This is a genomic window from Pseudomonas sp. Mb7, assembly GCF_054790525.1.
The window spans coordinates 1,068,023-1,091,612 of the sequence record NZ_CP186501.1 but is presented as its reverse complement, the minus strand read 5'-3'; the positions used below and the strand labels follow the sequence as shown (position 1 = coordinate 1,091,612).

Here is a 23,590-nt window from a genome sequence, read left to right as displayed (position 1 = left end):
CTGCTCGCGAAGGCGGTGTATCAACCAATACACCTGTCGACTGGCAGATCGCTTTCGCGAGCAGGCTCGCTCCCACAAAAAAACAGCGCTATGGCTTCAGCGGTTTCGAGGCGATAGCCTTCTCGATCGCGGCGATAAACTCCGGATCATCCGGCTTGGTCAGACTGGAAAAATTGGCGATCACCTTGCCTTGGCGATCGACCACATATTTATAGAAATTCCATTTCGGTGCGCTGCTCTGTGCCGCCAATATCTGGAACAGATGCGTAGCGTCATCACCACGAACCTTCTGCGGCTCGGTCATATTGAACGTCACGCCATAGTTGGCGTAGCAGACCTTGGCAGTCTCGGCGCTGTCCTTGGACTCCTGTTTGAAGTCGTTGGAAGGCACCCCGAGCATTTGCAAACCTTGCCCTTCGTAGCGTTTATGCAGCGCCTCAAGGCCTTCGAACTGCGGCGCAAAACCGCAGAAGCTCGCCGTATTGACCACCACCAGTGGCTTGTCGGCGTATTGCTTGCACAGATCAATGGATTCCTTGGCTCGCAACTTGGGCAGTGAGCCTTGCAGCAATTCGGGACAGTCGGCGGCCTGGGCCAGACCAGTCAACGCCATCAGCAACGCGGGAACAGCACACCAGCGCATCAGCATGTCGAGCATCCTTGAGCAGTCGTTCAGGATTCGACGTTACTCGTCATGCCCGCTTCTAGCAAATGCTCATGCCCAACTGCATCAAGGCCAGGCCGCCCTGCTGCCAGCCCCACCACACCAGCGCCAGCACAGCGGCGCCGAGTGCAGTGATGGCCAATCGTCGCCAGAATCGGCTCATGCGGCGCTCGCTGCGGCTTGCAGGCGTGCGACCGGACGCTCGCGCACCGGCCAGTTCAGCGCGGCTGCCAGCAGGCTCAGCAGAACCGCCACTTGCCAGATCAAGTCATAACTCCCGGTTCGGTCATACACCACCCCGCCTAGCCAGCCGCCAAGGAACGATCCCAACTGATGGAAGAGGAACACGATGCCACCGAGCATGGACAGGTTTCGCACCCCGAACAAGGTCGCCACCGTACCGTTGGTCAACGGCACCGTCGACAGCCACAGGAAACCCATGGCCATGCCAAACAGGTACGCCGACGTGGTCGTCACCGGCAGCCACAGGAACAACACGATCACCACTGCGCGCAGCAGATACAACGCGGTGAGCAAGCGCGGCTTGGACATGCGTCCGCCGAGCCAGCCGGCGGTGTAGGTGCCGAAGATATTGAACAGCCCGATCAACGCCAGCACCGTGGTGCCGACACTGGCCGGCAGATGCTGATCGACCAGATAGGCCGGCAAGTGCACACCGATGAACACCACCTGAAAACCGCAAACGAAAAAACCAAACGCCAGCAGCCAGAACCCGGAATGCGAGCAGGCTTCACGCAACGCTTCGGACAGGGTTTGTTCATGGCCAAGCACCGGCAGCGGCTTGTCCTTGAGCATGCTCACCAGCGGCACGATCAGCGCCACCAGCAAGCCCAATACCAACAACGCCGCCGACCAGCCGAGCCAGCCAATCAAGCCGAGGGTACCCGGCAACATAGCGAACTGGCCGAAAGAGCCGGCGGCGCTGGCAATGCCCATGCCCATGCTGCGTTTTTCCGGCGGCACCGCGCGGCCGACGACGCCGAGGATCACCGAAAACGAGGTGCCGGACAGACCAATGCCGATCAGCAGGCCAGCGCTCAGTGATAGCGTCACCGCCGAATCAGACAGGCCCATGCACACCAGACCCACCGCGTAGAGCACCCCACCGACGAGCACCACTTTTGCCGCGCCGAAGCGGTCAGCCAATGCACCGGTAAACGGTTGCGCCAGGCCCCAGATCAAATTCTGCAAGGCAATGGCGAAGGCGAACACCTCTCTTCCCCAGCCGAACTGAGCGCTCATCGGTGACAGAAACAACCCGAAGCCGTGCCGCACGCCCAATGACAACGCCAGGATCAGCGCACTCCCCAGCAACACCCAACCGCACGTACGCCACATCGATGTCATTGTTATTCTCCGCTTGCGGGTATATACCCGCTTGAGTTTGGAAAAAACCGGCCTCAGGCCAGTTCATCCAGCAATCTGAGCAAGGTTTCACGCTTCTCGGCGCCCAGTCGGTCGATCAACCGCTGCTGCGCTGCTTCCCAGGCCGGCAGTGCCGCTGCCAGGCGTTGCACGCCGGTCTCGGTGAGTTTGACGATACGGTTGCGCATGTCCTCGCCTTCGGCAAGCGCCACCAGCCCCTCGCCTTCCAATACCCGCAGATTGCGCCCGAGGGTGCTGCGGTCCAGACCCATCGCCTCGGCGAGTTCGGAAATGCTCGGTTGATCCAGACGCTGCAGATTGCACAGCAAAGAATACTGGGCAACGTTGATCCCGAAGCCGTCGAGAGCGCCGTCGTAATGCCTGCTGACGCCACGAGCGGCGCGACGCAGGTTGGTGCACAAACACTGAGAAGGAAGCATGATGCGTGTATATACCCGCGACTATGTTAAATCAAGTTACAGATGAGTTTACCCATAACATTTGTGGCGCCTGACACACCGCTATCGCGAGCAGGCTCACTCCTACATTTGCAATGCGATCCCCCTGTGGGAGCGAGCCTGCTCGCGAAGAGGCCAGCACAGACAATCCAAAACTGTCAGATCAAAACCAATCCAACCAACACCACCATCTCCAGCAATTCCAGCAACGCCCCCGCCGTATCGCCCGTCGCCCCGCCCAACCGCCGCATCATTACCTGCCGCAACCAGACAAACACACCGACAGCGATCATCAGCGCAACGACGGCACTGAATCCGGCAATCAGCACGCAGACTAATGCACTCAAGCCCAGCACCCACCATCCGGCCTTGCGCGGCAGATGATCAGCCAACGCCTGCCCCAACCCGCCTGCACGCACATACGGCGTCGTCAGAAACAACCCCAACAGCGCCGCCCGCCCGAGCAGCGGCACAATGATCAACGCCAGCCCATGCCCTTGCTCGATCAACGCCAGCAGTGCAGCAAACTTGAGCAGCAACACCAGCACCAGCGTCACTACCGCAATCGGCCCGCTGCGCGGGTCTTTCATGATCGTCAACGTACGCTCGCGATCACCAAAGCCGCCGAGCCAGGCATCGGCGCTGTCAGCCAGACCATCCAGATGAAGTGCGCCGCTGAGCACCACCCAAACCGTCAACAGCAATGCCGCATGCAGCAACAACGGCGCGCCGCTCAAGGCGAGATTCAGCGCCCACAGGATCACGCCGAACAGCAATCCCACCAGCGGATAAAACAGCAACGACCGCCCAAGTTGCTCCGGCTCGGGCATCCCCGGCAGGCGAATCGGCAGGCTGCTGAGAAATTGCAGGGCGATCCACAGCGGCAACATGTCAGTGACCTTCCTTGAGTGAACCGTCAACCTCGACCGTCAGCGCAAACATTGCGCCATGCCCGACCTCGACATTGAGCAGTTGTTCGCGTGGCAGCCCTCGCGCTTGCGCCAACAGCAGACGCATCACGCCGCCATGACTGATCAGCAAAATCCGCTCACCGGCGTACGCAGTGTGCAGGCGCGCAACCGCTGCCAACACTCGCGAGGAAAACGCGCTGACCGGCTCACCTTGCGGTGGAGTAAAGGAATACGGATCAGCCCAGAACAGCCCCAAGGCCTCGGCGTCCGTTTCCATCAACGCCGCTGCGCTCTGCCCTTCCCATGCACCGAAATGCAGCTCCTGCAGATCCTGGTCCAGCTGCACCGGAAGACTCAGCTGTTCGCCCAGTTCGACGGCGAAGCGCGCACAACGCTGCAATGGCGAACTGACAATCCGCTGCCACGGCCCGCCTTCGACTACCGCCGCACGCATCTGCGCCCAACCCCGTTCGGTCAGCGCATCGTCGAGGCTGCCGCGCAAACCACCGCCGAGTTCAGTTTCACCATGACGCATCAGATCCAGCTGCAGCGTCATGCCGGACGATCCGCCACCGCCGCTTCGGCGAAGGTCGCCATCTGCCCGTGCAGATCGCAAGCAAGACGCAACAACGGCACCGCCAACGCGGCGCCACTGCCCTCACCCAGACGCAGACCGAGTTCCAGCAACGGCTCAGCTTTCAGCGTTTCCAGCACATGGCGATGGCCCGGCTCGGCGCCCCGGTGACCGAACAACAACCACTCGCGGCAGTCCGGATTCAAGCGCACCGCAACCAGCGCAGCGACCGTGCAGATAAAGCCGTCGACCAATACTGCAACACCTTCTTGAGCCGCCGCCAGATACGCGCCGACCAGCGCCGCGATTTCAAAACCACCAAGATTGAACAGGGTCTGCAAGGCATCGCCCCGTTGCGCGGCGTGCAACGCCAATGCGCGCTCGATCACTTGCGCTTTATGGCTGACGCCTTCGGCATTCAACCCGGTGCCGGGACCCGTCAGATGTGCCACCGGGCAATCGAGCAAAGCACAGGCCAAGGCGCTGGCGGCGGTGGTGTTGCCGATGCCCATTTCGCCACCGATGAACAACTGTGTGCCTGCGGCTTTCGCCCGCAACAGACTGTCGCGACCGGCCTGCAATGCCAGCTCGCCTTGAGCCTGAGTCATCGCCGCGCCCCGCACGAAGTTGGCCGTGCCCGGGCCGATATTCAAGTGGCGCACACCCGCCAGGTTCAGCGCTGGATTCACCGTGCCCAGATCAACCACTTCCAGCTGCGCACCGAGCTGCCGCGCCAACACACTGATCGCCGCACCGCCGCTGACAAAGTTGAGCAGCATCTGCCCGGTGACTTCCTGCGGGAACGCCGAAACACCTTCAGCGACCACGCCGTGATCACCGGCAAAAATCGCAATCCAGACCTGAGCCAGCGTCGGTTTGACCTGGCCTTGCAGACCGGCCAGTTGCACCGCAACCGATTCCAGACATCCCAGCGAACCTGCCGGTTTGGTCAATTGCTGTTGCCGCGCCGTCGCTTGTTCAACAACGTTCAGATCGACCGGTTTACACGGATTCAGCCACCAGGTTTGAGTCATAACGCAGGTCCTTTCAGAGTCAGGGGCAGGCCGGCGACAGTCAGGACAACACGCTGACAGCGCTCAGCCAGAGCTTGATGCAGCCAACCGGCTTCATCGACGTAGCGGCGAGTCAATTCGCCCAGCGGCACGACACCCATTCCGGTCTCGTTGCTGACAAAAATGATTTCCCCCGGCAGCAAGGCCAGGCAGTCGAGCAGGGCTTCGCGCTCGGCGGCGAGACGTTCGGCGTCATTGAGCATCAGCAAGTTGGTCAGCCACAGGGTCAGGCAATCGACCAGCAGGCAACGCTCGGCGCTGGCGGATTCGCGCAGGACGCGGGCCAATTCGAGCGGCTCTTCGATCAGCGCCCATTCGACGGGACGGCGCGCGCGGTGGTGGGCGACGCGGTCGCTCATCTCACCATCGAGGGGTTGGCTGGTGGCGATATAGGTCACCGCCAGGCCGCTATCGCTGGCGAGTTTTTCGGCCAGACGACTTTTACCGGAGCGGGCGCCGCCGAGGATCAGTTGGAGCATGGGGGATATCCTGAAAATTATGGGTTGAGCCGACTGGCGCTATCGCGAGCAGGCGAAGACCTACAAGGGATCTCGAGCAACCATGAATTTTGTGTAAAACACATAACCCTGTAGGCCTTCGCCTGCTCGCGATGAGGCCATTGAATTCACCTCAAATCCCACAGAGCTGACGCAACAAGCCGGTATCCAGATGCTTCTCCACCAGATCCGCCAAGCGCTCGATATCACGCTCGCGCAAGCCGTGATAATCCACCTGCTGCACATCGTTCAACCCGGACCAGCGCAGCAACGCTGCACTCGCCGTCGGCGATTCAAACAAGCCATGTAGATACGTGCCGAACACCTGCCCGTCAGCGCTCTGCGCACCGTCGCAACGGCCGTCATCAAGATGCACCGCTGCGTTCTCCAGCGCCGCTCCCGTGGTCACGCCCGCATGAATTTCATAGCCACTGACTTCGGCATTTTCCAGCGCCAGCCGCCCACGCACATTGCGCAATTGCTTCTCGGCTTCAAGCGTGGTGTCGAACGCCAGCAAGCCCAAACCAGCACTCGTACCCGGCGCACCTTCAAGGCCGAGCGGATCATGCACCTGCTCACCGAGCATCTGCAGACCACCGCAAATCCCCAGCACCTTGCCGCCGTAACGCAAATGTCGATTGATCGCGGTATCCCAGCCATTGGCACGTAAATAAGCCAGATCACTGCGCACACTTTTCGAACCCGGCAGGATGATCAGATCGGCAGCAGGAATCGCCTGCCCCGGGCCGACGAATTGCAGATCGACCTGCGGATGCAGACGCAGCGGATCGAAATCGGTGTGGTTGCTGATGCGCGGCAGCACCGGCACCACCACTTTCAGCACCTGCTCAGCCTTGTCGGTCTGGCGCTGATCGATGCCGTCCTCGGCCTCCAGATGCAGATCCATCACGTAGGGCAACACGCCGACCAGCGGTTTGCCGGTGCGCTGTTCCAGCCAGTCAAGGCCCGGTTGCAGCAAAGCGATGTCGCCGCGAAAACGGTTGATGATGAAACCTTTGACCCGTGCCTGTTCGCTCGGCGACAGCAGCTCAAGGGTGCCAACCAGATGAGCAAAAACCCCGCCGCGATTGATGTCGGCGATTAGCAACACCGGGCAATCCACCGCTTCGGCAAAACCCATGTTGGCGATATCACCGGCACGCAGATTGATCTCCGCCGGTGAGCCCGCGCCTTCGACCATCACCAGCGGATACGCGGCACTGAGTCGTTCATGCGAGGCCAGCACGGCTTGCATCGCGATGGCTTTGTAGTCGTGGTAGGCAACCGCGTTCATCGTGGTGATGGCACGACCATGGATGATCACTTGCGCGCCAGTGTCGCTGTTCGGCTTGAGCAGCACCGGGTTCATGTCGGTGTGCGGTTCGAGATGAGCGGCTTGCGCCTGCACCGCTTGCGCGCGACCAATCTCACCGCCATCAGCGGTCACGGCACTGTTGAGCGCCATGTTCTGCGGCTTGAACGGTACGACCGCAACGCCCTGACGAGTTGCCCAGCGGCACAACGCCGTCACCAGTGTGCTTTTGCCGGCGTCGGAAGTGGTGCCTTGCACCATCAGGGTGGTCATGGGTGGTCCTTGGTGAAGGCTATCAAAGCCTGTTCGAGGCGCGTCTCTTCAGTCGCATCGGCGGGCAGACCAAAACGCAGACTGCTGTTGTGGGTGAAAATGCGCAGGAGGATGCCGCGACGGGCCATGAATGCGTGCAGCGTTTCGGCATGCTCGGTGATCAGCCACTGGAACAGCGCGCAACCGCCCTGGGGCTTGAAGCCGTAGCGCTCAAGCAGCGTTGCCAATCGTTCGCTGGCCTCATCGCTGCGAATGCGTTGGCGGGTGTGACCTTCGGTGTCTTGCAGGCACGCCTGGCCAAGCACTCGGGTTGGCCCGCTCACCGCCCAAGGCCCGACCTGTTCGGCGAGCAGTTTGAGCAACTTGCGCTCGGCCAGGACAAAGCCCAGACGCACCCCGGCCAGACCGAAAAACTTGCCGAACGAACGCAACACGATCAGCCCGACTTGATGCGCATGCGGGGCCAGGCTCAACTGCGGTGTGTTGTCCATGAAGGCTTCATCGACCACCAGCCAGCCACCGCGCCGGGCGAGCCGCGCGTGCCAGTCGAGCAATCGTGCCGGGGTCAGGCTCAAGCCGGTCGGGTTGTTCGGGTTGACCACCACCAGCACGTCGAGGCTGTCGAGAAAGAATTCGACTTCCTGCTCCAGCACTTCGCGCACGATGTAACCACTGCGCCGCCACGCTTCGGCGTGTTCGGCATAACACGGCGACAACACGCCGACCTTGCCGGCCCGGCGCAAACGCGGCAGCAACTGGATGGCCATCTGCGAACCGGCCACCGGCAGCACTTGCGCGGCACCGTAGTAATCGCACGCAGCTTGCTCCAGACCGTCATCGGTTTCCGGCAAGCGCGCCCAGGCGCGTAGCGGGACTTCCGGGATCGGAAATGGCCACGGCGCGAGGCCGCTGGACAGGTCAAGCCAGTCCGCCTCGGCAATGCCGTAATCGTGTGCAGCCTTGCGCAGCCGGCCACCGTGCTCAAGCATAGAATTCAGCCCCCACGCAGAGAATCAGCAGCCATAACCATACCCCGCGCTGGACCAATTGCCAGCCACGGTCGATGGAATCGGCATCCGCTGGAGCGCCTTCGCCGAGTTGCGGACGGTCGTGAAGTTCGCCGTGATAGATCGCCGGGCCGCCCAGCTCCACGCCCAAGGCACCGGCCCCGGCAGCCATCACCGGACCGGCGTTGGGGCTGTCCCACTTCGGCGCCTGTGTGCGCCAGCACTTCAACGCGAGTCGGGTTTTACCCAGCAGCGCGTAGGTCAACGCCACCAGACGCGCAGGAATGTAGTTCAACACGTCGTCGATTTTTGCCGCTGCCCAACCGAAACGCTCAAAGCGTTCGTTGCGATAGCCCCACATCGCATCGAGCGTGTTGCTCAAGCGGTAGAGGACCACGCCCGGCGCACCCGCCACGACAAACCAGAACAGCGCGGCAAACACCGCATCGCTGCCGTTTTCCAACACCGACTCAGTGGCGGCACGGGCGACGGCGGTGCTGTCGAGTTCATCGGTCTGACGGCTGACCAGATAGCCGACACGCTTGCGCGCCTCGTCCAGATCATCCGCGCGCAACGCGGCGGCGACCGGCGCGACATGCTCGCCGAGGCTGCGCATGCCGAGGGCGCAATACAGCGCGAGAATCTCGACGACCCAGCCCACGTATGGCGCCCAGGAAAACGCCGTGGCGAGCAAGGTCAGCGGCAGCACCGCGATCACCCACGCAGTGACCCCATGGCTGCGCCAACCCCGGCCACCGGCGTTGAAACGTTGCTCGATGCGCCCGGCAAAATTGCCGAACGCCACCAGCGGATGCCAGCGTTTCGGTTCACCGAGCAGCGCATCCAGCGCCACCGCGGCGACACTCAACAACGCCACACTCATTGACTCACTCCCCAATAATTTTCGTACAGCAGCTCATTGAGCGGACGCGCCTGCGCCCACCCTTCGAGTACCAGCATCGGCGCCGGATAGAATTCCTTGACCGGCCCCAGACATAAAACCGCCAGCGGCTTGGCACCTTCGGGCAACTTCAGCAAATCGGCGAGCGCCTGCGGCTCGAATAATGAGACCCAGCCCATGCCGAGGCCTTCGGCGCGCGAGGCCAGCCATAGATTCTGGATCGCGCAGGACAGCGAGGCCATGTCCATTTCCGGCAATGTACGGCGACCGAAAATGTGCTTTTCGCGATCATCCATCAACGCGGCGACCAGCACTTCGGCGCAATCATTGATGCCTTCGACCTTGAGCTTCATGAACTCGTCACTGCGCTCGCCGAGGGCTTCGGCTGTGCGGATGCGTTCTTCTTCCACTAGATTCTGGATCTGCCCGCGCAGGCTGCGGTCGCTGATGCGGATGAAGCGCCAGGGCTGCATCAGGCCGACGCTTGGGGCCTGGTGGGCGGCTTCCAGTAGTCGGCGCAACAGCTCCGGCTCGACGCTGCCGCCGGTGAAGTGGCGCATGTCGCGGCGTTCGGCGATGGCTCTATAAACCGCTTCGCGCTCGGCTTCGGAGAATGTGTTGTCGGTCATGGCCTGCTCGCGAAGGCGCCTTCGGAATCAGGCGCAAACAGTGCAGCGACAGCCACAGGATTCGACGGAAAATAAAAGTGCACATAAGAAGCCGTCATCCGCCCCTCACGATAAACCGCCTCGGCGCCACGCCCCCCATTCGGGCTCAAGCCACGCGCAATCGGCGTCAACTCAGTCGTCGTCAACGAATGATGATAAGTGTGCCCGCGCAACGAACCTTCCGGCAGATCCACCGCTTGCAACGCCAACGCCGCCAGACGCTTCTGCATCACCGCATCGCCCTTAAGCAGCCCGACCAATTCAGCGCGGGTACCTTCAACGTCAGTCAACGAATCGAGCAGATACAGCATCCCGCCACACTCGGCGAGCAACGGCTTACCCGCCGCATGATGCGCGCGAATCGCCTCACACATCGCGGTGTTCTGCGACAACGCAACGTGGTGCAGTTCCGGATACCCACCGGGCAAATATAGGCTGTCCGCTTCAGGCAATTGCGTGTCGCGGATCGGCGAGAAGAAACTCAACTCGGCGCCCATCGCCCGCAATAGATCGAGACTCGCGCCGTAGGTAAAAGCAAACGATTCATCACGGGCGACGGCAATTCGCACATTCTTCAGCAACGGCTCGACAGCGATCACGTCCGGTGCAGCAAACTCCACGGCCGGTGGCAGCGCTACCTCGCAACTGCTGGCCAACGCGTCGGCGGCGGCGTCGAGGCGCACATCCAGATCATTCAGTTCGCTGGCCTGGACCAGGCCGAGATGACGACTCGGCAGTTCGATACCGGTCTCGCGGGACAACGCGCCGTACCAGCGCAGACCTTCGGTGAGGCTGCCTTCGAGCAATTGCGCATGGCGCAAGGTGCCGACACGGTTGGCCAGCACGCCAGCAAACGGCAAGTCCGGCTGATACCTGGCCAAACCGAGCGCCAACGCACCAAAAGTCTGTGCCATGGCCGTGCCGTCGATCACACCGAGCACCGGCACGCCGAAGTGCCGCGACAGATCGGCGCTGGAAGGCGTGCCGTCGAACAGGCCCATCACGCCTTCGATCAGAATCAGATCCGCCTCATTGGCGGCTTCCCACAACAGACGACGACTTTCCTGCTCGCCGACCATCCACATGTCCAGTTGATACACCGGCGCACCGCTGGCGCGCTCGAGAATCATCGGATCAAGGAAGTCCGGGCCGCATTTGAACACGCGCACTTTGCGCCCCTGATTGCGATGCAAACGGGCGAGCGCGGCGGTGACGGTGGTCTTGCCCTGACCGGAGGCCGGCGCGGCGATGAGCACCGCCGGGCAGTGACGTGGTTGATTCAAAGTTCGACGCCTTTCTGCGCTTTGATGCCGGCCTGGAAAGCGTGTTTGAGCATGCCCATTTCGGTGACCGTGTCGCCCATCTCGATCATTTCCGGCTTGGCCGCGCGACCGGTGACGATCACATGCTGCATCGGCGGACGCGCCTGCAAATCGCTGAGCACCTGATCAAGATCGAGGTAGCCGTGCTTGAGGGCGATGTTCAATTCGTCGAGCACCACCAGGCCGATCGACGGATCACGCAGCAATTCACGGGACACGGCCCACGCGGCTTCGGCGGCGGCGATGTCGCGCTGACGATCCTGGGTTTCCCAAGTGAAGCCCTCGCCCATCACGTGAAAGCGCACTTGCTCGGGGAAGCGCCGGAAGAACAACTCTTCGCCGGTGCTGTTGCGGCCCTTGATGAACTGCACCACACCGCACTGCATGCCGTGGCCCATGGCGCGGGCGAGCATGCCGAACGCCGAGCTGCTTTTGCCTTTGCCATTGCCGGTGAGCACCAGCACCAGGCCGCACTCGTCGGGCGAGTTGGCAATGCGTTCGTCGATCACGGCTTTTTTGCGCTGCATACGCGCCAGATGGCGTTCGTCGCGCTCGGGGGAATCAGTCATGGGGGAGCTCTCCGTTGAGGCTGGATAACGGCGGGCAGGCACAAGAATAGACGGCAAAAAGCCTGGCATCGCCCACCGTGATGCCGCTGGATGGATCAGGCCGGTCTCCGGGCTCATGAGCGGCGCATGCCTGACTGCGCGCCTTCCCGCTTCTTTCGAGGCAGTGGCTCAAGGCGCAGTTTTCACTCATTTACCGTTGCGGGGGCAGCGCCGGGATCGTGGTGGTTCTTCGTGCGAAGACAACCCTCACCGGCTTCCCTGTTTCACTCTGTCGACGCAGGTCACAGAGCACCTGAAACAAGCCGCGAAGGTTAGAGGGTTGGGGGTGGAGCGTCAATTAAAGAGGCGGCCATCGGGCGAATAACTGCCGCCGATCACTTATCTGCCGCCAATCTTGTGCCACACTGATACAAATGATATCAAAGAGCCATGCTTTTCTCGAAAAGCCCACTACAACAATAAAGGATGATGACGATGCAAGGCATGATCATCAGCAACCCGCGCCTGGAATTCCTGCGCCCGGTGCTTGAACGCTGGTTTGACTGTATCGACCGCTACAACGCCGTGCGCGGCGACAGCGACACCCCTTACTGGCATGACGAGAAAGCCAATCTCGGAGTGCTCTCGGCCGCAGCCTGGATGGCTGAGCTGGTCACTTTGAACGACACTGCCACGCGCAAGCAGAACGAAGAAGGCGAGCGCAATGCCCGCGCCGATCTGTTTCTCGCCGGTGCCGAAGACCGCGCCTTTATCCAGGCCACTCAGCGCTGGCCAAAGGTTACCAACCTGAATCTGACTCAAGCCCTGCTGGACATCACCAACGACGCCAAACGCATCAGCTATGCCAGCGACCTCAAGCTCGGCTGCCTGTTTGTCGCGCCGCAGAAAGCCCAGCACAGCGCCAGCCCCGAAGAACTGCAAGACATGGTCGACGACCTGCAAAAGGAACACACCTGCGCGGTCGCCTGGTATTTCCCCTACGCCTACCGCAAATTGCGCAGCGAAGCGGGCAACTATCACCCGGGCATCGCCGTGCTGTTCAAGGAAGCCCGCGGCTGAGCAGTTGAACCATCGGGCTTGCGCCCTCCTCTATGATTAGGAATGCATTCATAGGGAAGATCAGCAATGCGCAAGCCCCAGCTCGTTTTTGTCATCGCCTTCGCCGGAGGGCTCGCCGCCTGTGGTGAATCCTCCAGCCTGCAAGTCTCCGACGGCACCGGCCCATCACCGAAACTACCCGAACCGAACAAGACCCTGATCCCGACGGTGAACATCGCCCCGGCGATCGGCTGGCCCGAGGGCGGCAAACCGACTGCGGCGGCTGGCACTCAGGTCGCGTCATTCGCCGAAGGCCTCGATCATCCGCGCTGGCTCTATGTGTTGCCCAACGGCGATGTGCTGGTGGCGGAAACCAATGCCCCGCCAAAGCCCGATGACAGCAGTGGCATTCGTGGCTGGGTGATGAAGAAGGTCATGGGCAAGGCCGGCGCTGGCGTGCCGAGTCCGAACCGCATCACCTTGCTGCGTGACGCCGATCATGATGGCGTTGCCGAGACCCGCACGGTGTTTCTGCAGAACCTCAACTCGCCGTTCGGCATGACCCTGGTCGGCAACGATCTGTACGTCGCCGATACCGATCGCCTGCTGCGCTTCAACTACGAACCCGGCGCGACCGAGATCAAGTCGCAGCCAATCAAGGTTGTCGATCTACCGGGCGGGACACTGAATCACCACTGGACCAAAAACGTCATTGCCAGCAAGGACGGCAGCAAGCTCTATGTCACGGTCGGCTCGAACAGCAACGTCGGCGAAAATGGCCTGGATAAGGAAGAGGGCCGCGCGGCGATCTGGGAAGTCGATCGTGCAACCGGCAATCACCGGATCTTCGCCTCGGGCATCCGCAACCCCAACGGCCTGGCCTGGGAACCGACCAGTGGCGCGCTGTGGACGGCAGTGAATGAGCGCGATGAAATCGGCAGTGACCTGGTGCCGGACTACATCACTTCCGTGAAGGACGGTGGTTTCTACGGCTGGCCGTTCAGTTACTACGGCCAGCATGTCGATGTCCGCGTTACGCCGCAGAATCCGGACCTGGTGGCTAAAGCCATTGCCCCGGATTATGCAGTCGGGCCGCACACCGCCTCGCTGGGCCTGAGCTTTGCCGAGGGCAACACGCTGCCGGCGCAGTTCAAGGAAGGCGCGTTTATCGGCCAGCACGGCTCATGGAACCGCAAACCGCACAGTGGCTACAAAGTGATTTTCGTGCCGTTTACCGGCGGCAAGCCGAGCGGCAAACCGGTGGATGTGCTGACCGGTTTCCTCGACAAGGACGAGAATGCTTTGGGTCGGCCGGTAGGCGTGGTGATCGATCAGCAAGGTGGTTTGCTGGTGGCGGATGATGTCGGTAACAAGGTGTGGCGAGTGTCGGCCACGAAGTGATGCTGAATGTGACCTGAAACAACTGTGGGAGCGAGCCTGCTCGCGAATGCGGAGTGTCAGTCTCCATTGAGTTGACTGATACACCGCTTTCGCGAGCAGGCTCGCTCCCACATTAGGATTGCTGCGATTTTTACTACGGGTTATGCGCCAGATGCTCCGGCTGCAACACCCGCTTGGCACTCAGATAAGCTTTCTGCCAGTACGCCTTCGACAGGCTGTCCAGCTTCACCGTGCCGCCGGTGGCCGGCGCATGCACGAAGCGCCCTTCCCCGACGTAAATCCCTGCATGACTGACCTGCGAGCCGCCATTGGTGGCGAAGAAGATCAGGTCGCCAGTCTGCAAGCCTTCCTTGCCGACATTCGGCGCCTGCATAACGATCAGCTCACGCGTCGAACGCGGCAAAGAGATGCCCGCCGCATCACGGTAGACAAAACCGATCAGCCCGCTGCAATCAAACCCCGAATCCGGCGTGTTGCCGCCCCAGCGATAAGGCGTGCCGACCAGACCGAGCGCGCGAAACAGCACATCTTCAGCAGCCGGTGAAAAAGCTTGGGATGGGCCGAACACGACCGGTGCGCGAACCACCGGCGCAGGCGGCGGTGTACGACTGGCGCAGGCGCTGAGCAGCGCTGCGAAGAAGATCAATGTGAGGCGGGCCGTCATCGTCATAAGCAGAACATCCTGATCTGGCTGCGGCTTTTTCTGCCGATGGACAGAAAAGAAAACCGCCTGCGTGAGCACGCAGGCGGTTTGCCATCAATATAGATACAGGATTCTAGCGGCTACGCGGCAAACTTCAAGTAAGACTTTAACTTCACCTTGTAAAGTCTACGTCTACTCCATTGCAGGGAGCCTGATTGTCGCCGCGAGCGCAGCGACATCGGGGGAATTACTTGCGAGCAGTGACGACGGTTGGAGCGTTGGCCAGAGCGCGTTTCGCTTCGATGAAAGTCTTGCTCCAGTAGCTATCACCCAGGCTGTCGATGCGAACACCGCCGCTGCGACGACTGCTGGAGTGGATGAACTGGTTGTCACCCAAGTAGATCCCGGCGTGACTGACACGACCGCGACGACCATTGGTGGCGAAGAACAGCAGATCGCCCGGCTCAAGGTTGCTGCGCGAGACCAGCGGCGCATCAACGTTGATCATTTCGCGGGTCGAGCGCGGCAGGTTCATCCCAGCTTCTTCGCGGAACAGATAGCCGATGAAACCGCTGCAATCGAAACCGGCTTCAGAGGTACCGCCGAAACGGTAACGGGTACCGATCAGGGACATGCCGCGTTCGAGGATGCTGTCGGCCAGAACAGGAAGCTGATAAGGCTTCTTGCCATTGAATTCGTTGAGTTCTTTTTCGGTGTCCAGCTCTTCCTGGTAAATAACGGAAGACTGAGCCGTGGCAGAATTTTTAACCTGTTGAGGCTGCTCTTGAACTGGAGAATGAGCAGCGCAACCGTACAACAGGGTGACGAGTGCGAGAGGCACGAGGGGTGCGAAGCGCTTTAGCATGGGCACGACCGTGGCTGATAGTTGTAAAGAAGCCGAGACTATGCCCGCTATCAGCCTCATTTGCAAATTCAATCGATCTTTTTGTGACTTCTCGGTTTCTCGTTTACATCTAAGCGCTTAAGCCCATTTGAACCGATACGCGGCCTGCGCACCTCGCAGGAAAGCGGATTTTCTGGCGCCTGAAATATGCCGAAACACGCTACAAGCCACAGAACCAAAGGGATGGCTACCAGCCAAGGGTTTCTTTCAGGAAGGGAATGGTCAGCTTGCGCTGCGCCTGCAAGGAGGCCTGATCGAGCTGTTCAAGCAAGTCAAACAGCGCACTCATGCTGCGAGTGCCGCGAGTCAAAATAAAATGCCCGACTTCGTCAGTCAGGTGCAGACCGCGACGCGACGCGCGCAATTGCAAGGCGCGCAATTTGTCTTCATCGGAGAGCGGACGCATCTGGAAAATCAGCGCCAGGGTCAGGCGGGATTTCAAGTCAGCCAGTTTGACCGGCAATTCACGCGGAGAGGTGGAGGCGGCAATCAGCAAGCGCCGACCGCTGTCACGTAGACGATTGAACAGATGAAACATCGCCTCTTCCCAGTCAGCCTTGCCGGCAATCACTTGCAAGTCGTCCAGGCAAACCAGCTCGTACTGTTCAAGGTTGTCGAGGATTTCAACGCCGCGGTCCATCAACTCGGCCAACGGCAAATACACAGCCGGCTCACCCATCTGCTCGAAGCGCAAGCATGCGGCCTGCAACAGATGCGTCCGCCCTACGCCGTGTTTGCCCCACAGGTAGATCAGGCTTTCTGTCCAGCCGGCGTCGGCTTCGCATAGACGCTCGACATAGCCGAGTGCAGCGGCATTGGCGCCTGGGTAGTAGTTGATGAAGGTGGCGTCGTCACGCAGACGCACACCTAGGGGCAGCTGAATCGGTTTCATGCTGACTGAACAGTTCTCAAGGAACCGTTAGTGGCCTCTGTGTAAAGTTTGCGAAGTTTATACCCGTGAAGCTGAGCGCACAATGCGACAGAGTCCAAGCAAAATCAAAGGTTTGCGTTAACACGCTGGTTTTATGACAGATTCTTTGGCGCCAACGCCTGCAGGACGCGGGCCAACCCGGCTATTCGCCGGGCCGCCCTGCCCGATTACAACTGCGGATCGTCGACACCACTATAGATGTCAGAATCCTTGTACAAGTCGTGCACATGGCGCACCAGCACCATGATCACCGCCGCCACTGGCAACGCCAACAGCACACCGGTGAAACCGAACAGCTCGCCACCGGCCAGAATCGCAAAGATCACTGCCACCGGATGCAGACCGATACGATCACCCACCAGCAGCGGGGTCAGCACCATCCCTTCCAGCGCCTGACCGACCATGAACACCGCGACGATCCCGACCATCGGGTACAGATCGCCACCGAACTGGAACAAACCGGCAATCAGTGCCGCGCCAATACCGATCACGAAGCCCATGTACGGCACGATGGCCGCCAGACCCGCGATCAGACCGATCAACAGCCCCAGTTCCAGCCCGACGATCATCAGACCCGCTGCGTAAATCACCCCCAGTGCCACCATCACCAACAACTGACCGCGAACAAACGCACCCAGCACCTCATGGCATTCACCGGCCAGCGATACGATGGTCTCTTCCCGGTCACGCGGCAGCAGGCTGCGGATCTTGGCCATCATCACGTCCCAGTCGCGCAGCAGGTAGAAACTTACTACCGGGATCAGCACCAGATTGGCCAGCCAGCCGATCAGCGCCAGACTGGAGGCCGTTGCCTGACTCAGCACCACGCCAACAATGTCGGTGGTCTGACCCATGTGCTCGCTGATTGCGGCCTTGACCTTATCGAACTTCCAGAAACCGTCCGACAGCCCCAGCTTCGACTGCGCCCACGGCACTGCCGTGTGCTGCAGCCAATCGAGCATCTGCGGTGCCAGTTCGTACAGACGCAGCAACTGCTTGGCGAGCATCGGCACCAGCACCAGCATCAGTGCGGTGACGATCAGCGTGAACAACGCAAACACCGCGATCACGCCCCAGGTTCGCGACAGCCCGAGTTTTTCCAGACGATCCACCAACGGATCGAACAGATAAGCCAGCAGCAGCGCCACCAGAAACGGCGTGAGGATCGGGTGCAGCAACCACACAAACGCGCAAAGCAGGACTACCCCACCGAGCCAGAACCAACGCCGCGTATCGGCCATGTACCACTCCTGTTGCTTCTATATAAGGAAAGACTTACCAGCGAAACCGCAACGACGGTGCTGCCGGGGTCGGGGCTGGCACCGCGACAGGTGTTGCGCCACCAGCCACTGGTTGTGGCGCCGCTACCGGAGCCGGCGCCTCGGCCGGCAACTCCTGCAACTTCGCCAGCGACAGCTGCGCACGCATCTGATCGGCACTGCCATTGACCCGATAAACGATACGATCGCCATCAACACTTTGCAGACGCACGCCAAACGGTTCGAGTAACCGCAGCAGCGCCGCGTAATGTTCAAGATTCATGCCTTGGACTTCCAGGGTCTGCTGACCCGAAGCACCGGGCTTGGCAACAAATCGTGGCGCCAGACGCTCAGCCACCGCCAGCATCACCGCATCAGCGACAGCGGCCTGATCGGCGCCCTGCACACTGCCCGCCTCTTTCTGGTCGCCCAGCCACAAGTGCCACTTGGCCTGCCATTGCCCGCCCTCTTCACGGGCATGCACCGCCAGCAAGGCGTCAGCGTTGTAGCGCTCCGAAGCACCGCGCAGTGGCGCCGGATCCGTGCCCTCAAGCGCTGGCGCAGTGGCAACCAACTGCTCACTCAAATCAGCCAGCGGCAAACGCAACGGCAAGCCGCGGTGTTGCGCAGCCGTACGCAACGGCGCCGCAGCGGCCTGACCGTCACCGACCAGACTCGAACCTTCAGCCGAATCATTCAGCCACCAGCTCAGAATCGACGGCCGACTGGCGCCCCACAACGACAGGCCGGCCCGACGCAGCGCCTGCTCGGTGGTCGCCGGATCAAAATCGACCTTCAGCACCTCCGGCGGCCCGGCATCGAAACCGAACTGACTGATAATTTGCTGCGGATCCTTGCGAATCGCCGCCAGCCCCGGGTTTTGCGCAGCTTTCGGATCGCCCGTCAAACGCAGCACCAACGTGTCGAGCGCCGCCTGCGTGGCGCGATCACGTTCTTCCGGAGCCTGGCCATTGACCGGCTCACGCACTTGATAAAGGCCTTTGATATTTTCGGCGTGACTCGCCAGGCTGAGCAGAGACAAACAACCCACAAACAACAATTTACAAAAACGCATGGAAAATTCCCGTCGACAGGAGCGGCTGGAACAGGCCGCGTGAACCGGTTAAGCAAGGCTGTGACAATCTGCCATCGCAAAACATTCACACGGTAGCGGTAAGTTTTTGCACAGTGATAACGATAGACGGTTAATCGCCAAACCTTATACAGGCGTTCATACGGCTCAATTGCAAAAAATTTCCGCTGATATGGCCCTGCCCGTCGGTGCGAGGATGGCCGCTGCCCCTCAAGCCTGATAAAATCGCGCGCCTTCGCAGACCGGCAACAGCCGGGCACCTCGAAACTCGCGTGAGGCCATCGCCACCCTCGATTTCGACGTTCCCGCTGAACTCGGTCGTTACCCCTGAATCCCCTCCCCTAAAGGCCTGGATCATGAGCAAGCAACCCTCCCTGAGCTACAAGGACGCCGGTGTAGACATCGACGCCGGTGAAGCATTGGTCGAACGCATCAAGAGCGTCGCCAAGCGCACTGCGCGCCCGGAAGTCATGGGCGGCCTGGGCGGTTTCGGCGCCCTCTGCGAAATCCCGGCCGGCTACAAGCAGCCAGTTCTGGTTTCCGGTACCGACGGCGTCGGCACCAAGCTGCGTCTGGCGCTGAACCTGAACAAGCACGACAGCATCGGTATCGACCTGGTTGCCATGTGCGTGAACGACCTCGTCGTTTGCGGCGCTGAGCCACTGTTCTTCCTCGACTACTACGCCACCGGCAAACTGAATGTCGACACCGCTGCCCAGGTGGTAACCGGCATCGGCGCTGGCTGCGAACTGTCGGGCTGCTCGCTGGTAGGCGGTGAAACCGCTGAAATGCCAGGCATGTACGAAGGCGAAGACTACGACCTGGCCGGCTTCTGCGTCGGCGTCGTGGAAAAATCGGAAATCATCGACGGCTCGAAAGTCGCCACTGGTGATGCGCTGATCGCTCTGCCATCGTCCGGCCCGCACTCCAACGGCTACTCGCTGATCCGCAAGATCATCGAAGTCTCCGGTGCCGACATCGAAAACATCCAGCTCGACGGCAAACCGCTGACCGACCTGCTGATGGCCCCGACCCGTATCTACGTGAAGCCGCTGCTCAAGCTGATCAAAGACACCGGCGCGGTCAAAGCCATGGCCCACATCACCGGTGGTGGCCTGCTCGACAACATCCCGCGCGTACTGCCAAAAGGCGCTCAGGCTGTGGTTGACGTGGCTAGCTGGACTCGCCCTGCCGTATTCGACTGGCTGCAGGAAAAAGGCAACGTTGACGAGACCGAAATGCACCGCGTGCTGAACTGCGGCGTTGGCATGGTCATCTGCGTGGCTCAGGAACACGTAGAAGTTGCGCTGAACACCCTGCGTGACGCCGGCGAACAGCCTTGGGTCATCGGTCAGATCGCTGCCGCTGCCGAAGGCGCTGCTCAGGTTGATCTGCAGAACCTTAAGGCTCATTAATGTCCGCAACCTGTGATGTCGTGGTGCTGTTGTCCGGCACCGGCAGTAACTTGCAGGCTCTGATCGACAGCACGCGGACCGGCGACAGCCCGGTCCGCATCGCTGCAGTGATTTCCAATCGCGCCGACGCCTACGGCCTGCAACGCGCCAGTGCTGCGGGTATCGCCACCCGCTCGCTGGATCACAAGGCATTCGAAGGTCGCGAGGCCTTCGATGCTGCCCTGATCGAACTGATCGACGAATTCAAACCGAAACTTGTGGTGCTGGCGGGCTTCATGCGCATTCTCAGCGCTGATTTCGTTCGCCACTATCAGGGTCGCCTGCTCAACATCCACCCGTCGCTTCTGCCCAAATACAAAGGGTTACACACTCATCAGCGTGCGCTGGAGGCCGGTGACACTGAGCACGGCTGCTCCGTGCACTTCGTCACCGAGGAACTCGATGGCGGACCACTGGTCGTACAGGCAGTATTACCGGTAGAGTTGCACGACACGCCGCAGAGTCTGGCGCAGCGAGTCCACGTTCAGGAACACCTGATCTACCCGATGGCAGTACGCTGGTTTGCCGAAGGCAGACTGGCACTCGGTGAACACGGTGCTTTGCTGGACGGCCAGTTACTCGCGGCCAGCGGCCACTTGATTCGAAACTAGGAGATATTATGCGTCGCGCCCTGCTCTTCGCTTGCGCTCTGCTCGCCCTGCCCTTCGCGCAGGCAGCGGACCTTCAACCGTTCTCCGCCAGCTACACCGCCGACTGGAAGCAGTTGCCCATGAGCGGCACCGCCGAGCGCAGTCTGGTCAAGGAAGCCAACGGCGTCTGGAAGCTCAGCTTCAAGGCCTCGATGATGATTGCCAGCCTGACTGAAGAAAGCACTCTGACCCTGGACAAGGACACCCTGCTACCGCAGTCCTACCACTTTGAACGTGGCGGTCTGGGCAAAGCGAAAAAGGCTGATCTGGATTTTGACTGGAACAGCAAAATGGTCACCGGTACCGACCGTGGCGACGCGGTGAAGATTCCGCTGAATCGCGGCATGGTCGACAAGTCCACTTACCAGTTGGCACTGCAACATGACGTTGCTGCCGGCAAGAAGACCATGAGCTATCAAGTGGTCGATGACGGTGAAGTCGATACCTATGACTTCCGCGTGCTGGGTTCGGAAAAAGTCGAGACCAAGGCTGGCAAGATTGATGCGATCAAGGTCGAGCGCGTGCGCGACCCGACACAAAGCAAGCGCATCACCGTCCTCTGGTTCGCCAAGGATTGGGATTACCTGCTGGTTCGCCTGCAACAGGTTGAAACCGACGGCAAGGAGTACAACATCATGCTCCAAGACGGCACCGTCAACGGCAAAGCCGTTAAAGGCAGCTGATCCGCCGCAAGAACAAAGAGCCCCGCGAAATGCGGGGCTTTTTTTGCGTGCGTTTAACTCGACTTTTTGTGTCACCTTCGCCCCTCACCCCAGCCCTCTCCCGAGGGAGAGGGAGCCGACCGAGATGTCTGGCGCTGGGCATCGACCTGAAAAACAGAGTCGATTATGGATTCACCCAAGCAGTTTCAGGTCGACGTATGTGCAGCGCATCGCACGGTCAGTCCCCTCTCCCTCCGGGAGAGGGCTAGGGTGAGGGGCTTTTGAAGGCAAACCTCAAACCGAAAACTTGGCGACCATGCTGTTCAAATCCACCGCCAACCGCGACAGTTCCTGACTCGCCGCGCTCGTTTGATTGGCCCCGGCCGATGTCTGCATCGCCAGATCACGAATATTCATCAGATTACGATCCACTTCCCGCGCCACCGCCGCCTGCTCTTCCGAGGCACTGGCGATCACCAGATTGCGCTCGTTGATCAGCGTGAACGCCGAGGCAATCTCTTCAAGTGCAGCCCCGGCCGCCTTGGCTAACTCCAGCGTCGAGCGCGCCCGCACATTGCTCTGCTGCATCGAACTGACCGCCGAATCGGTGCCCTGCTGAATGCCGCCAATCATCTGCTCAATCTCTTGCGTCGATTGCTGGGTGCGATGCGCCAAGGCCCGCACCTCGTCCGCCACCACAGCAAACCCACGCCCGGCATCGCCGGCCCGCGCCGCTTCGATCGCAGCGTTCAGCGCCAGCAAATTGGTCTGCTCGGCAATCGAACGAATCACGTCCAGCACTTTGCTGATGCTATAGACCTTCTGCGCCAGATCTTCTACTTGGCTGGCATTGGCCGTCACATCATCGGCAAGCGATTCAATAGACAACACCGTTTGATGCACCTGTTCACGACCATGCTGGGCAATACGATCGGATTCCCGCGACGCTTCTGACGTTGCCACGGCATTGCTGGCAACCTCCTCCACTGCAGCAGTCATCTGATTGACCGCCGTGGCCGCCTGTTCGATTTCCAGGCTCTGCTGGTGTAACCCGCGCGTAGCGTCTTCCGTGACGCAACTCAGCTCCTCTGACGCTGAGGCCAATTGGCTGGAGGACTCCGAGATTTGCCGAATCGTCTCGCGCAAGTTGTGCTGCATGCTCTTGAGCGCCTGCAACAGCCGCGCCGGCTCGTCCTTGCCGCTGATGTTGATGTCGCCGGTCAGATCGCCACCCGCCACCACCTCGGCCACGCCCAACGACTGCGCCAGCGGCAACACGATGCTGCGGGTCAGCAACAGGGCCAGGCCGATGGTGATCAGCGCGGTCACGCCAATCATCACCCCGACCCACACCCGCGAATTCATGAACACCAACCGCGCAGCTTCGGTGGCGAGATTGGCATTGTGTTTATTCAGCTCAACCAGTTCGCGCAAAAGCACTGCGATTTCGTCGGCCAAGGGACTCATCTGACCATTGAGAATGGTCGCGGCCTCCTCGACCCGATTCTGCGCAGACAACTGCATGACTTGTGCCTGAAACTCCAGATACTGGTGTTCGGCAACCTTGAAGCGATCGAACAGCTTGCGCTCCTCGGGCAACACGATCAGCACGTCATAACGCTGCTGCGCCTCACTAAGCACACCGCGCAATTCATTGAGTTTGGCAACGTTCTGTTCGAGCGCCTGCGGATCACGATTGAGTAACAGACGCATGGTCAACGCTCGCAGGCGCAGCATGTCCTGACTCATCTCGCCGACCGCCATCACGCTCGGCAGCCAATTGTTATCGACCTCGTCGGACTGCGCGCGCATGTTTGACATTTGCAGCAAAGCGAACGCCCCGAGGGCAAATACCATCAGCGCCAACAGGCCAAAACCGAGGCCGGCGCGCGGGGCAATATTGAGACTACGGATACTCATTGCTCTGGTTCCTTCCAAAA

Annotated in this window: 25 protein-coding genes and 1 riboswitch; of the genes, 5 read left to right on the top strand and 20 right to left on the bottom strand. The window is 60.6% G+C overall.

Annotated elements, in window-relative coordinates; genetic code table 11:
• Positions 1 to 88: 88 nt before the first annotated feature.
• From ACOYXH_RS05005 to cobO, 14 genes are all read right to left on the bottom strand, one after another.
• On the bottom strand, positions 89 to 649 hold the full coding sequence (locus ACOYXH_RS05005; protein ID WP_095051087.1) for a glutathione peroxidase: 561 nt from the start codon (positions 647 to 649) through the stop codon (positions 89 to 91).
• 55 nt (positions 650 to 704) lie between these two features.
• Positions 705 to 827 (bottom strand): hypothetical protein, encoded by a 123-nt coding sequence (locus tag ACOYXH_RS05000; RefSeq protein WP_256573964.1) that lies wholly within the window; start codon positions 825 to 827, stop codon positions 705 to 707.
• On the bottom strand, positions 824 to 2,032 hold the full coding sequence (locus ACOYXH_RS04995) for an MFS transporter (protein WP_093440060.1): 1,209 nt from the start codon (positions 2,030 to 2,032) through the stop codon (positions 824 to 826). Before ACOYXH_RS04995 ends, ACOYXH_RS05000 begins: the two co-directional genes overlap by 4 nt.
• A gap of 53 nt (positions 2,033 to 2,085) precedes the next feature.
• Positions 2,086 to 2,490 (bottom strand): MarR family winged helix-turn-helix transcriptional regulator, encoded by a 405-nt coding sequence (locus tag ACOYXH_RS04990; protein ID WP_007919794.1) that lies wholly within the window; start codon positions 2,488 to 2,490, stop codon positions 2,086 to 2,088.
• A gap of 176 nt (positions 2,491 to 2,666) precedes the next feature.
• Positions 2,667 to 3,398, bottom strand: a complete 732-nt coding sequence (locus ACOYXH_RS04985; RefSeq protein WP_095051086.1) for an adenosylcobinamide-GDP ribazoletransferase — start codon at positions 3,396 to 3,398, stop codon at positions 2,667 to 2,669.
• Between the two features lies 1 nt (position 3,399).
• Positions 3,400 to 3,975, bottom strand: coding sequence for an alpha-ribazole phosphatase family protein (gene cobC / locus ACOYXH_RS04980; RefSeq protein WP_460063538.1), 576 nt, complete (start codon positions 3,973 to 3,975; stop codon positions 3,400 to 3,402).
• Positions 3,972 to 5,027 (bottom strand): nicotinate-nucleotide--dimethylbenzimidazole phosphoribosyltransferase, encoded by a 1,056-nt coding sequence (gene cobT, locus ACOYXH_RS04975; RefSeq protein ID WP_460063536.1) that lies wholly within the window; start codon positions 5,025 to 5,027, stop codon positions 3,972 to 3,974. Before cobT ends, cobC begins: the two co-directional genes overlap by 4 nt.
• A complete protein-coding gene (cobU, locus tag ACOYXH_RS04970) occupies positions 5,024 to 5,545 on the bottom strand; it encodes a bifunctional adenosylcobinamide kinase/adenosylcobinamide-phosphate guanylyltransferase (RefSeq protein WP_095051083.1) in 522 nt (173 codons plus the stop codon). Before cobU ends, cobT begins: the two co-directional genes overlap by 4 nt.
• Before the next feature lie 151 nt (positions 5,546 to 5,696).
• Positions 5,697 to 7,148 carry a cobyric acid synthase gene (locus ACOYXH_RS04965; RefSeq protein ID WP_460410298.1) on the bottom strand — a complete coding sequence of 484 codons (1,452 nt, stop codon included), beginning with the start codon at positions 7,146 to 7,148 and terminating at the stop codon, positions 5,697 to 5,699.
• Complete coding sequence (cobD, locus tag ACOYXH_RS04960) at positions 7,145 to 8,137, bottom strand: threonine-phosphate decarboxylase CobD (RefSeq protein WP_095051081.1); 993 nt, start codon at positions 8,135 to 8,137, stop codon at positions 7,145 to 7,147. The genes ACOYXH_RS04965 and cobD overlap by 4 nt, the downstream gene beginning before the upstream one ends.
• On the bottom strand, positions 8,130 to 9,038 hold the full coding sequence (gene cbiB, locus ACOYXH_RS04955) for an adenosylcobinamide-phosphate synthase CbiB (protein WP_095051080.1): 909 nt from the start codon (positions 9,036 to 9,038) through the stop codon (positions 8,130 to 8,132). The genes cobD and cbiB overlap by 8 nt, the downstream gene beginning before the upstream one ends.
• On the bottom strand, positions 9,035 to 9,685 hold the full coding sequence (gene bluB / locus ACOYXH_RS04950; protein ID WP_093440025.1) for a 5,6-dimethylbenzimidazole synthase: 651 nt from the start codon (positions 9,683 to 9,685) through the stop codon (positions 9,035 to 9,037). The genes cbiB and bluB overlap by 4 nt, the downstream gene beginning before the upstream one ends.
• Positions 9,682 to 11,007 carry a cobyrinate a,c-diamide synthase gene (locus ACOYXH_RS04945; protein ID WP_460063529.1) on the bottom strand — a complete coding sequence of 442 codons (1,326 nt, stop codon included), beginning with the start codon at positions 11,005 to 11,007 and terminating at the stop codon, positions 9,682 to 9,684. The genes bluB and ACOYXH_RS04945 overlap by 4 nt, the downstream gene beginning before the upstream one ends.
• Entirely contained in the window at positions 11,004 to 11,615 is a 612-nt protein-coding gene (cobO, locus tag ACOYXH_RS04940) for a cob(I)yrinic acid a,c-diamide adenosyltransferase (protein WP_003223053.1), read from the bottom strand. Before cobO ends, ACOYXH_RS04945 begins: the two co-directional genes overlap by 4 nt.
• Before the next feature lie 81 nt (positions 11,616 to 11,696).
• Positions 11,697 to 11,926: riboswitch (cobalamin riboswitch) on the bottom strand.
• Positions 11,927 to 12,089: 163 nt separating this feature from the next.
• Here cobO and ACOYXH_RS04935 point away from each other — a divergent pair.
• Complete coding sequence (locus ACOYXH_RS04935; protein WP_095051078.1) at positions 12,090 to 12,674, top strand: hypothetical protein; 585 nt, start codon at positions 12,090 to 12,092, stop codon at positions 12,672 to 12,674.
• A 66-nt stretch (positions 12,675 to 12,740) separates the two neighbouring features.
• Positions 12,741 to 14,054, top strand: a complete 1,314-nt coding sequence (locus ACOYXH_RS04930) for a PQQ-dependent sugar dehydrogenase (RefSeq protein ID WP_095124971.1) — start codon at positions 12,741 to 12,743, stop codon at positions 14,052 to 14,054.
• 133 nt (positions 14,055 to 14,187) lie between these two features.
• On the opposite strand, the gene ACOYXH_RS04925 is transcribed toward ACOYXH_RS04930, so the two are convergent.
• The 5 genes from ACOYXH_RS04925 to ACOYXH_RS04905 form a co-directional block, all read right to left on the bottom strand.
• Complete coding sequence (locus ACOYXH_RS04925) at positions 14,188 to 14,724, bottom strand: C40 family peptidase (RefSeq protein ID WP_095050233.1); 537 nt, start codon at positions 14,722 to 14,724, stop codon at positions 14,188 to 14,190.
• Between the two features lie 220 nt (positions 14,725 to 14,944).
• Positions 14,945 to 15,562, bottom strand: a complete 618-nt coding sequence (locus ACOYXH_RS04920) for a C40 family peptidase (protein WP_007919826.1) — start codon at positions 15,560 to 15,562, stop codon at positions 14,945 to 14,947.
• A 226-nt stretch (positions 15,563 to 15,788) separates the two neighbouring features.
• On the bottom strand, positions 15,789 to 16,493 hold the full coding sequence (hda, locus tag ACOYXH_RS04915; protein ID WP_007919828.1) for a DnaA regulatory inactivator Hda: 705 nt from the start codon (positions 16,491 to 16,493) through the stop codon (positions 15,789 to 15,791).
• 206 nt (positions 16,494 to 16,699) lie between these two features.
• Entirely contained in the window at positions 16,700 to 17,773 is a 1,074-nt protein-coding gene (locus ACOYXH_RS04910) for an AI-2E family transporter (protein WP_122608376.1), read from the bottom strand.
• A 34-nt stretch (positions 17,774 to 17,807) separates the two neighbouring features.
• Positions 17,808 to 18,866, bottom strand: coding sequence for a DUF2066 domain-containing protein (locus ACOYXH_RS04905; RefSeq protein ID WP_460410297.1), 1,059 nt, complete (start codon positions 18,864 to 18,866; stop codon positions 17,808 to 17,810).
• A gap of 374 nt (positions 18,867 to 19,240) precedes the next feature.
• Between ACOYXH_RS04905 and purM the strand changes: the two genes are divergently transcribed.
• The 3 genes from purM to ACOYXH_RS04890 are packed head-to-tail and all read left to right on the top strand — an operon-like array spanning position 19,241 to position 21,671.
• Positions 19,241 to 20,299 carry a phosphoribosylformylglycinamidine cyclo-ligase gene (gene purM, locus ACOYXH_RS04900; protein WP_007919839.1) on the top strand — a complete coding sequence of 353 codons (1,059 nt, stop codon included), beginning with the start codon at positions 19,241 to 19,243 and terminating at the stop codon, positions 20,297 to 20,299.
• Entirely contained in the window at positions 20,299 to 20,949 is a 651-nt protein-coding gene (purN, locus tag ACOYXH_RS04895; protein ID WP_258709452.1) for a phosphoribosylglycinamide formyltransferase, read from the top strand. The genes purM and purN overlap by 1 nt, the downstream gene beginning before the upstream one ends.
• An 8-nt stretch (positions 20,950 to 20,957) precedes the next feature.
• Complete coding sequence (locus tag ACOYXH_RS04890; RefSeq protein WP_095050229.1) at positions 20,958 to 21,671, top strand: DUF3108 domain-containing protein; 714 nt, start codon at positions 20,958 to 20,960, stop codon at positions 21,669 to 21,671.
• A 273-nt stretch (positions 21,672 to 21,944) separates the two neighbouring features.
• Here ACOYXH_RS04890 and ACOYXH_RS04885 read toward each other — a convergent pair whose 3' ends face one another.
• On the bottom strand, positions 21,945 to 23,570 hold the full coding sequence (locus ACOYXH_RS04885; protein WP_095124973.1) for a methyl-accepting chemotaxis protein: 1,626 nt from the start codon (positions 23,568 to 23,570) through the stop codon (positions 21,945 to 21,947).
• Positions 23,571 to 23,590 lie beyond the last annotated feature (20 nt).

Coding starts and splice junctions, on each gene's coding strand:
- ACOYXH_RS04995 (WP_093440060.1), bottom strand. CDS start 2,032: ATGACATCGATGTGGCGTACGTGCGGTTGGGTGTTGCTGGGGAGTGCG.
- cobC (WP_460063538.1), bottom strand. CDS start 3,975: ATGACGCTGCAGCTGGATCTGATGCGTCATGGTGAAACTGAACTCGGC.
- cobO (WP_003223053.1), bottom strand. CDS start 11,615: ATGACTGATTCCCCCGAGCGCGACGAACGCCATCTGGCGCGTATGCAG.
- hda (WP_007919828.1), bottom strand. CDS start 16,493: ATGAAACCGATTCAGCTGCCCCTAGGTGTGCGTCTGCGTGACGACGCC.
- cobD (WP_095051081.1), bottom strand. CDS start 8,137: ATGCTTGAGCACGGTGGCCGGCTGCGCAAGGCTGCACACGATTACGGC.
- ACOYXH_RS05005 (WP_095051087.1), bottom strand. CDS start 649: ATGCTGATGCGCTGGTGTGCTGTTCCCGCGTTGCTGATGGCGTTGACT.
- ACOYXH_RS04885 (WP_095124973.1), bottom strand. CDS start 23,570: ATGAGTATCCGTAGTCTCAATATTGCCCCGCGCGCCGGCCTCGGTTTT.
- ACOYXH_RS04925 (WP_095050233.1), bottom strand. CDS start 14,724: ATGACGATGACGGCCCGCCTCACATTGATCTTCTTCGCAGCGCTGCTC.
- ACOYXH_RS05000 (WP_256573964.1), bottom strand. CDS start 827: ATGAGCCGATTCTGGCGACGATTGGCCATCACTGCACTCGGCGCCGCT.
- cbiB (WP_095051080.1), bottom strand. CDS start 9,038: ATGAGTGTGGCGTTGTTGAGTGTCGCCGCGGTGGCGCTGGATGCGCTG.
- ACOYXH_RS04935 (WP_095051078.1), top strand. CDS start 12,090: ATGCAAGGCATGATCATCAGCAACCCGCGCCTGGAATTCCTGCGCCCG.
- ACOYXH_RS04930 (WP_095124971.1), top strand. CDS start 12,741: ATGCGCAAGCCCCAGCTCGTTTTTGTCATCGCCTTCGCCGGAGGGCTC.
- purN (WP_258709452.1), top strand. CDS start 20,299: ATGTCCGCAACCTGTGATGTCGTGGTGCTGTTGTCCGGCACCGGCAGT.
- ACOYXH_RS04920 (WP_007919826.1), bottom strand. CDS start 15,562: ATGCTAAAGCGCTTCGCACCCCTCGTGCCTCTCGCACTCGTCACCCTG.
- bluB (WP_093440025.1), bottom strand. CDS start 9,685: ATGACCGACAACACATTCTCCGAAGCCGAGCGCGAAGCGGTTTATAGA.
- ACOYXH_RS04990 (WP_007919794.1), bottom strand. CDS start 2,490: ATGCTTCCTTCTCAGTGTTTGTGCACCAACCTGCGTCGCGCCGCTCGT.
- ACOYXH_RS04985 (WP_095051086.1), bottom strand. CDS start 3,398: ATGTTGCCGCTGTGGATCGCCCTGCAATTTCTCAGCAGCCTGCCGATT.
- cobT (WP_460063536.1), bottom strand. CDS start 5,027: ATGACTCAAACCTGGTGGCTGAATCCGTGTAAACCGGTCGATCTGAAC.
- cobU (WP_095051083.1), bottom strand. CDS start 5,545: ATGCTCCAACTGATCCTCGGCGGCGCCCGCTCCGGTAAAAGTCGTCTG.
- ACOYXH_RS04890 (WP_095050229.1), top strand. CDS start 20,958: ATGCGTCGCGCCCTGCTCTTCGCTTGCGCTCTGCTCGCCCTGCCCTTC.
- ACOYXH_RS04905 (WP_460410297.1), bottom strand. CDS start 18,866: ATGCGTTTTTGTAAATTGTTGTTTGTGGGTTGTTTGTCTCTGCTCAGC.
- ACOYXH_RS04910 (WP_122608376.1), bottom strand. CDS start 17,773: ATGGCCGATACGCGGCGTTGGTTCTGGCTCGGTGGGGTAGTCCTGCTT.
- purM (WP_007919839.1), top strand. CDS start 19,241: ATGAGCAAGCAACCCTCCCTGAGCTACAAGGACGCCGGTGTAGACATC.
- ACOYXH_RS04965 (WP_460410298.1), bottom strand. CDS start 7,148: ATGACCACCCTGATGGTGCAAGGCACCACTTCCGACGCCGGCAAAAGC.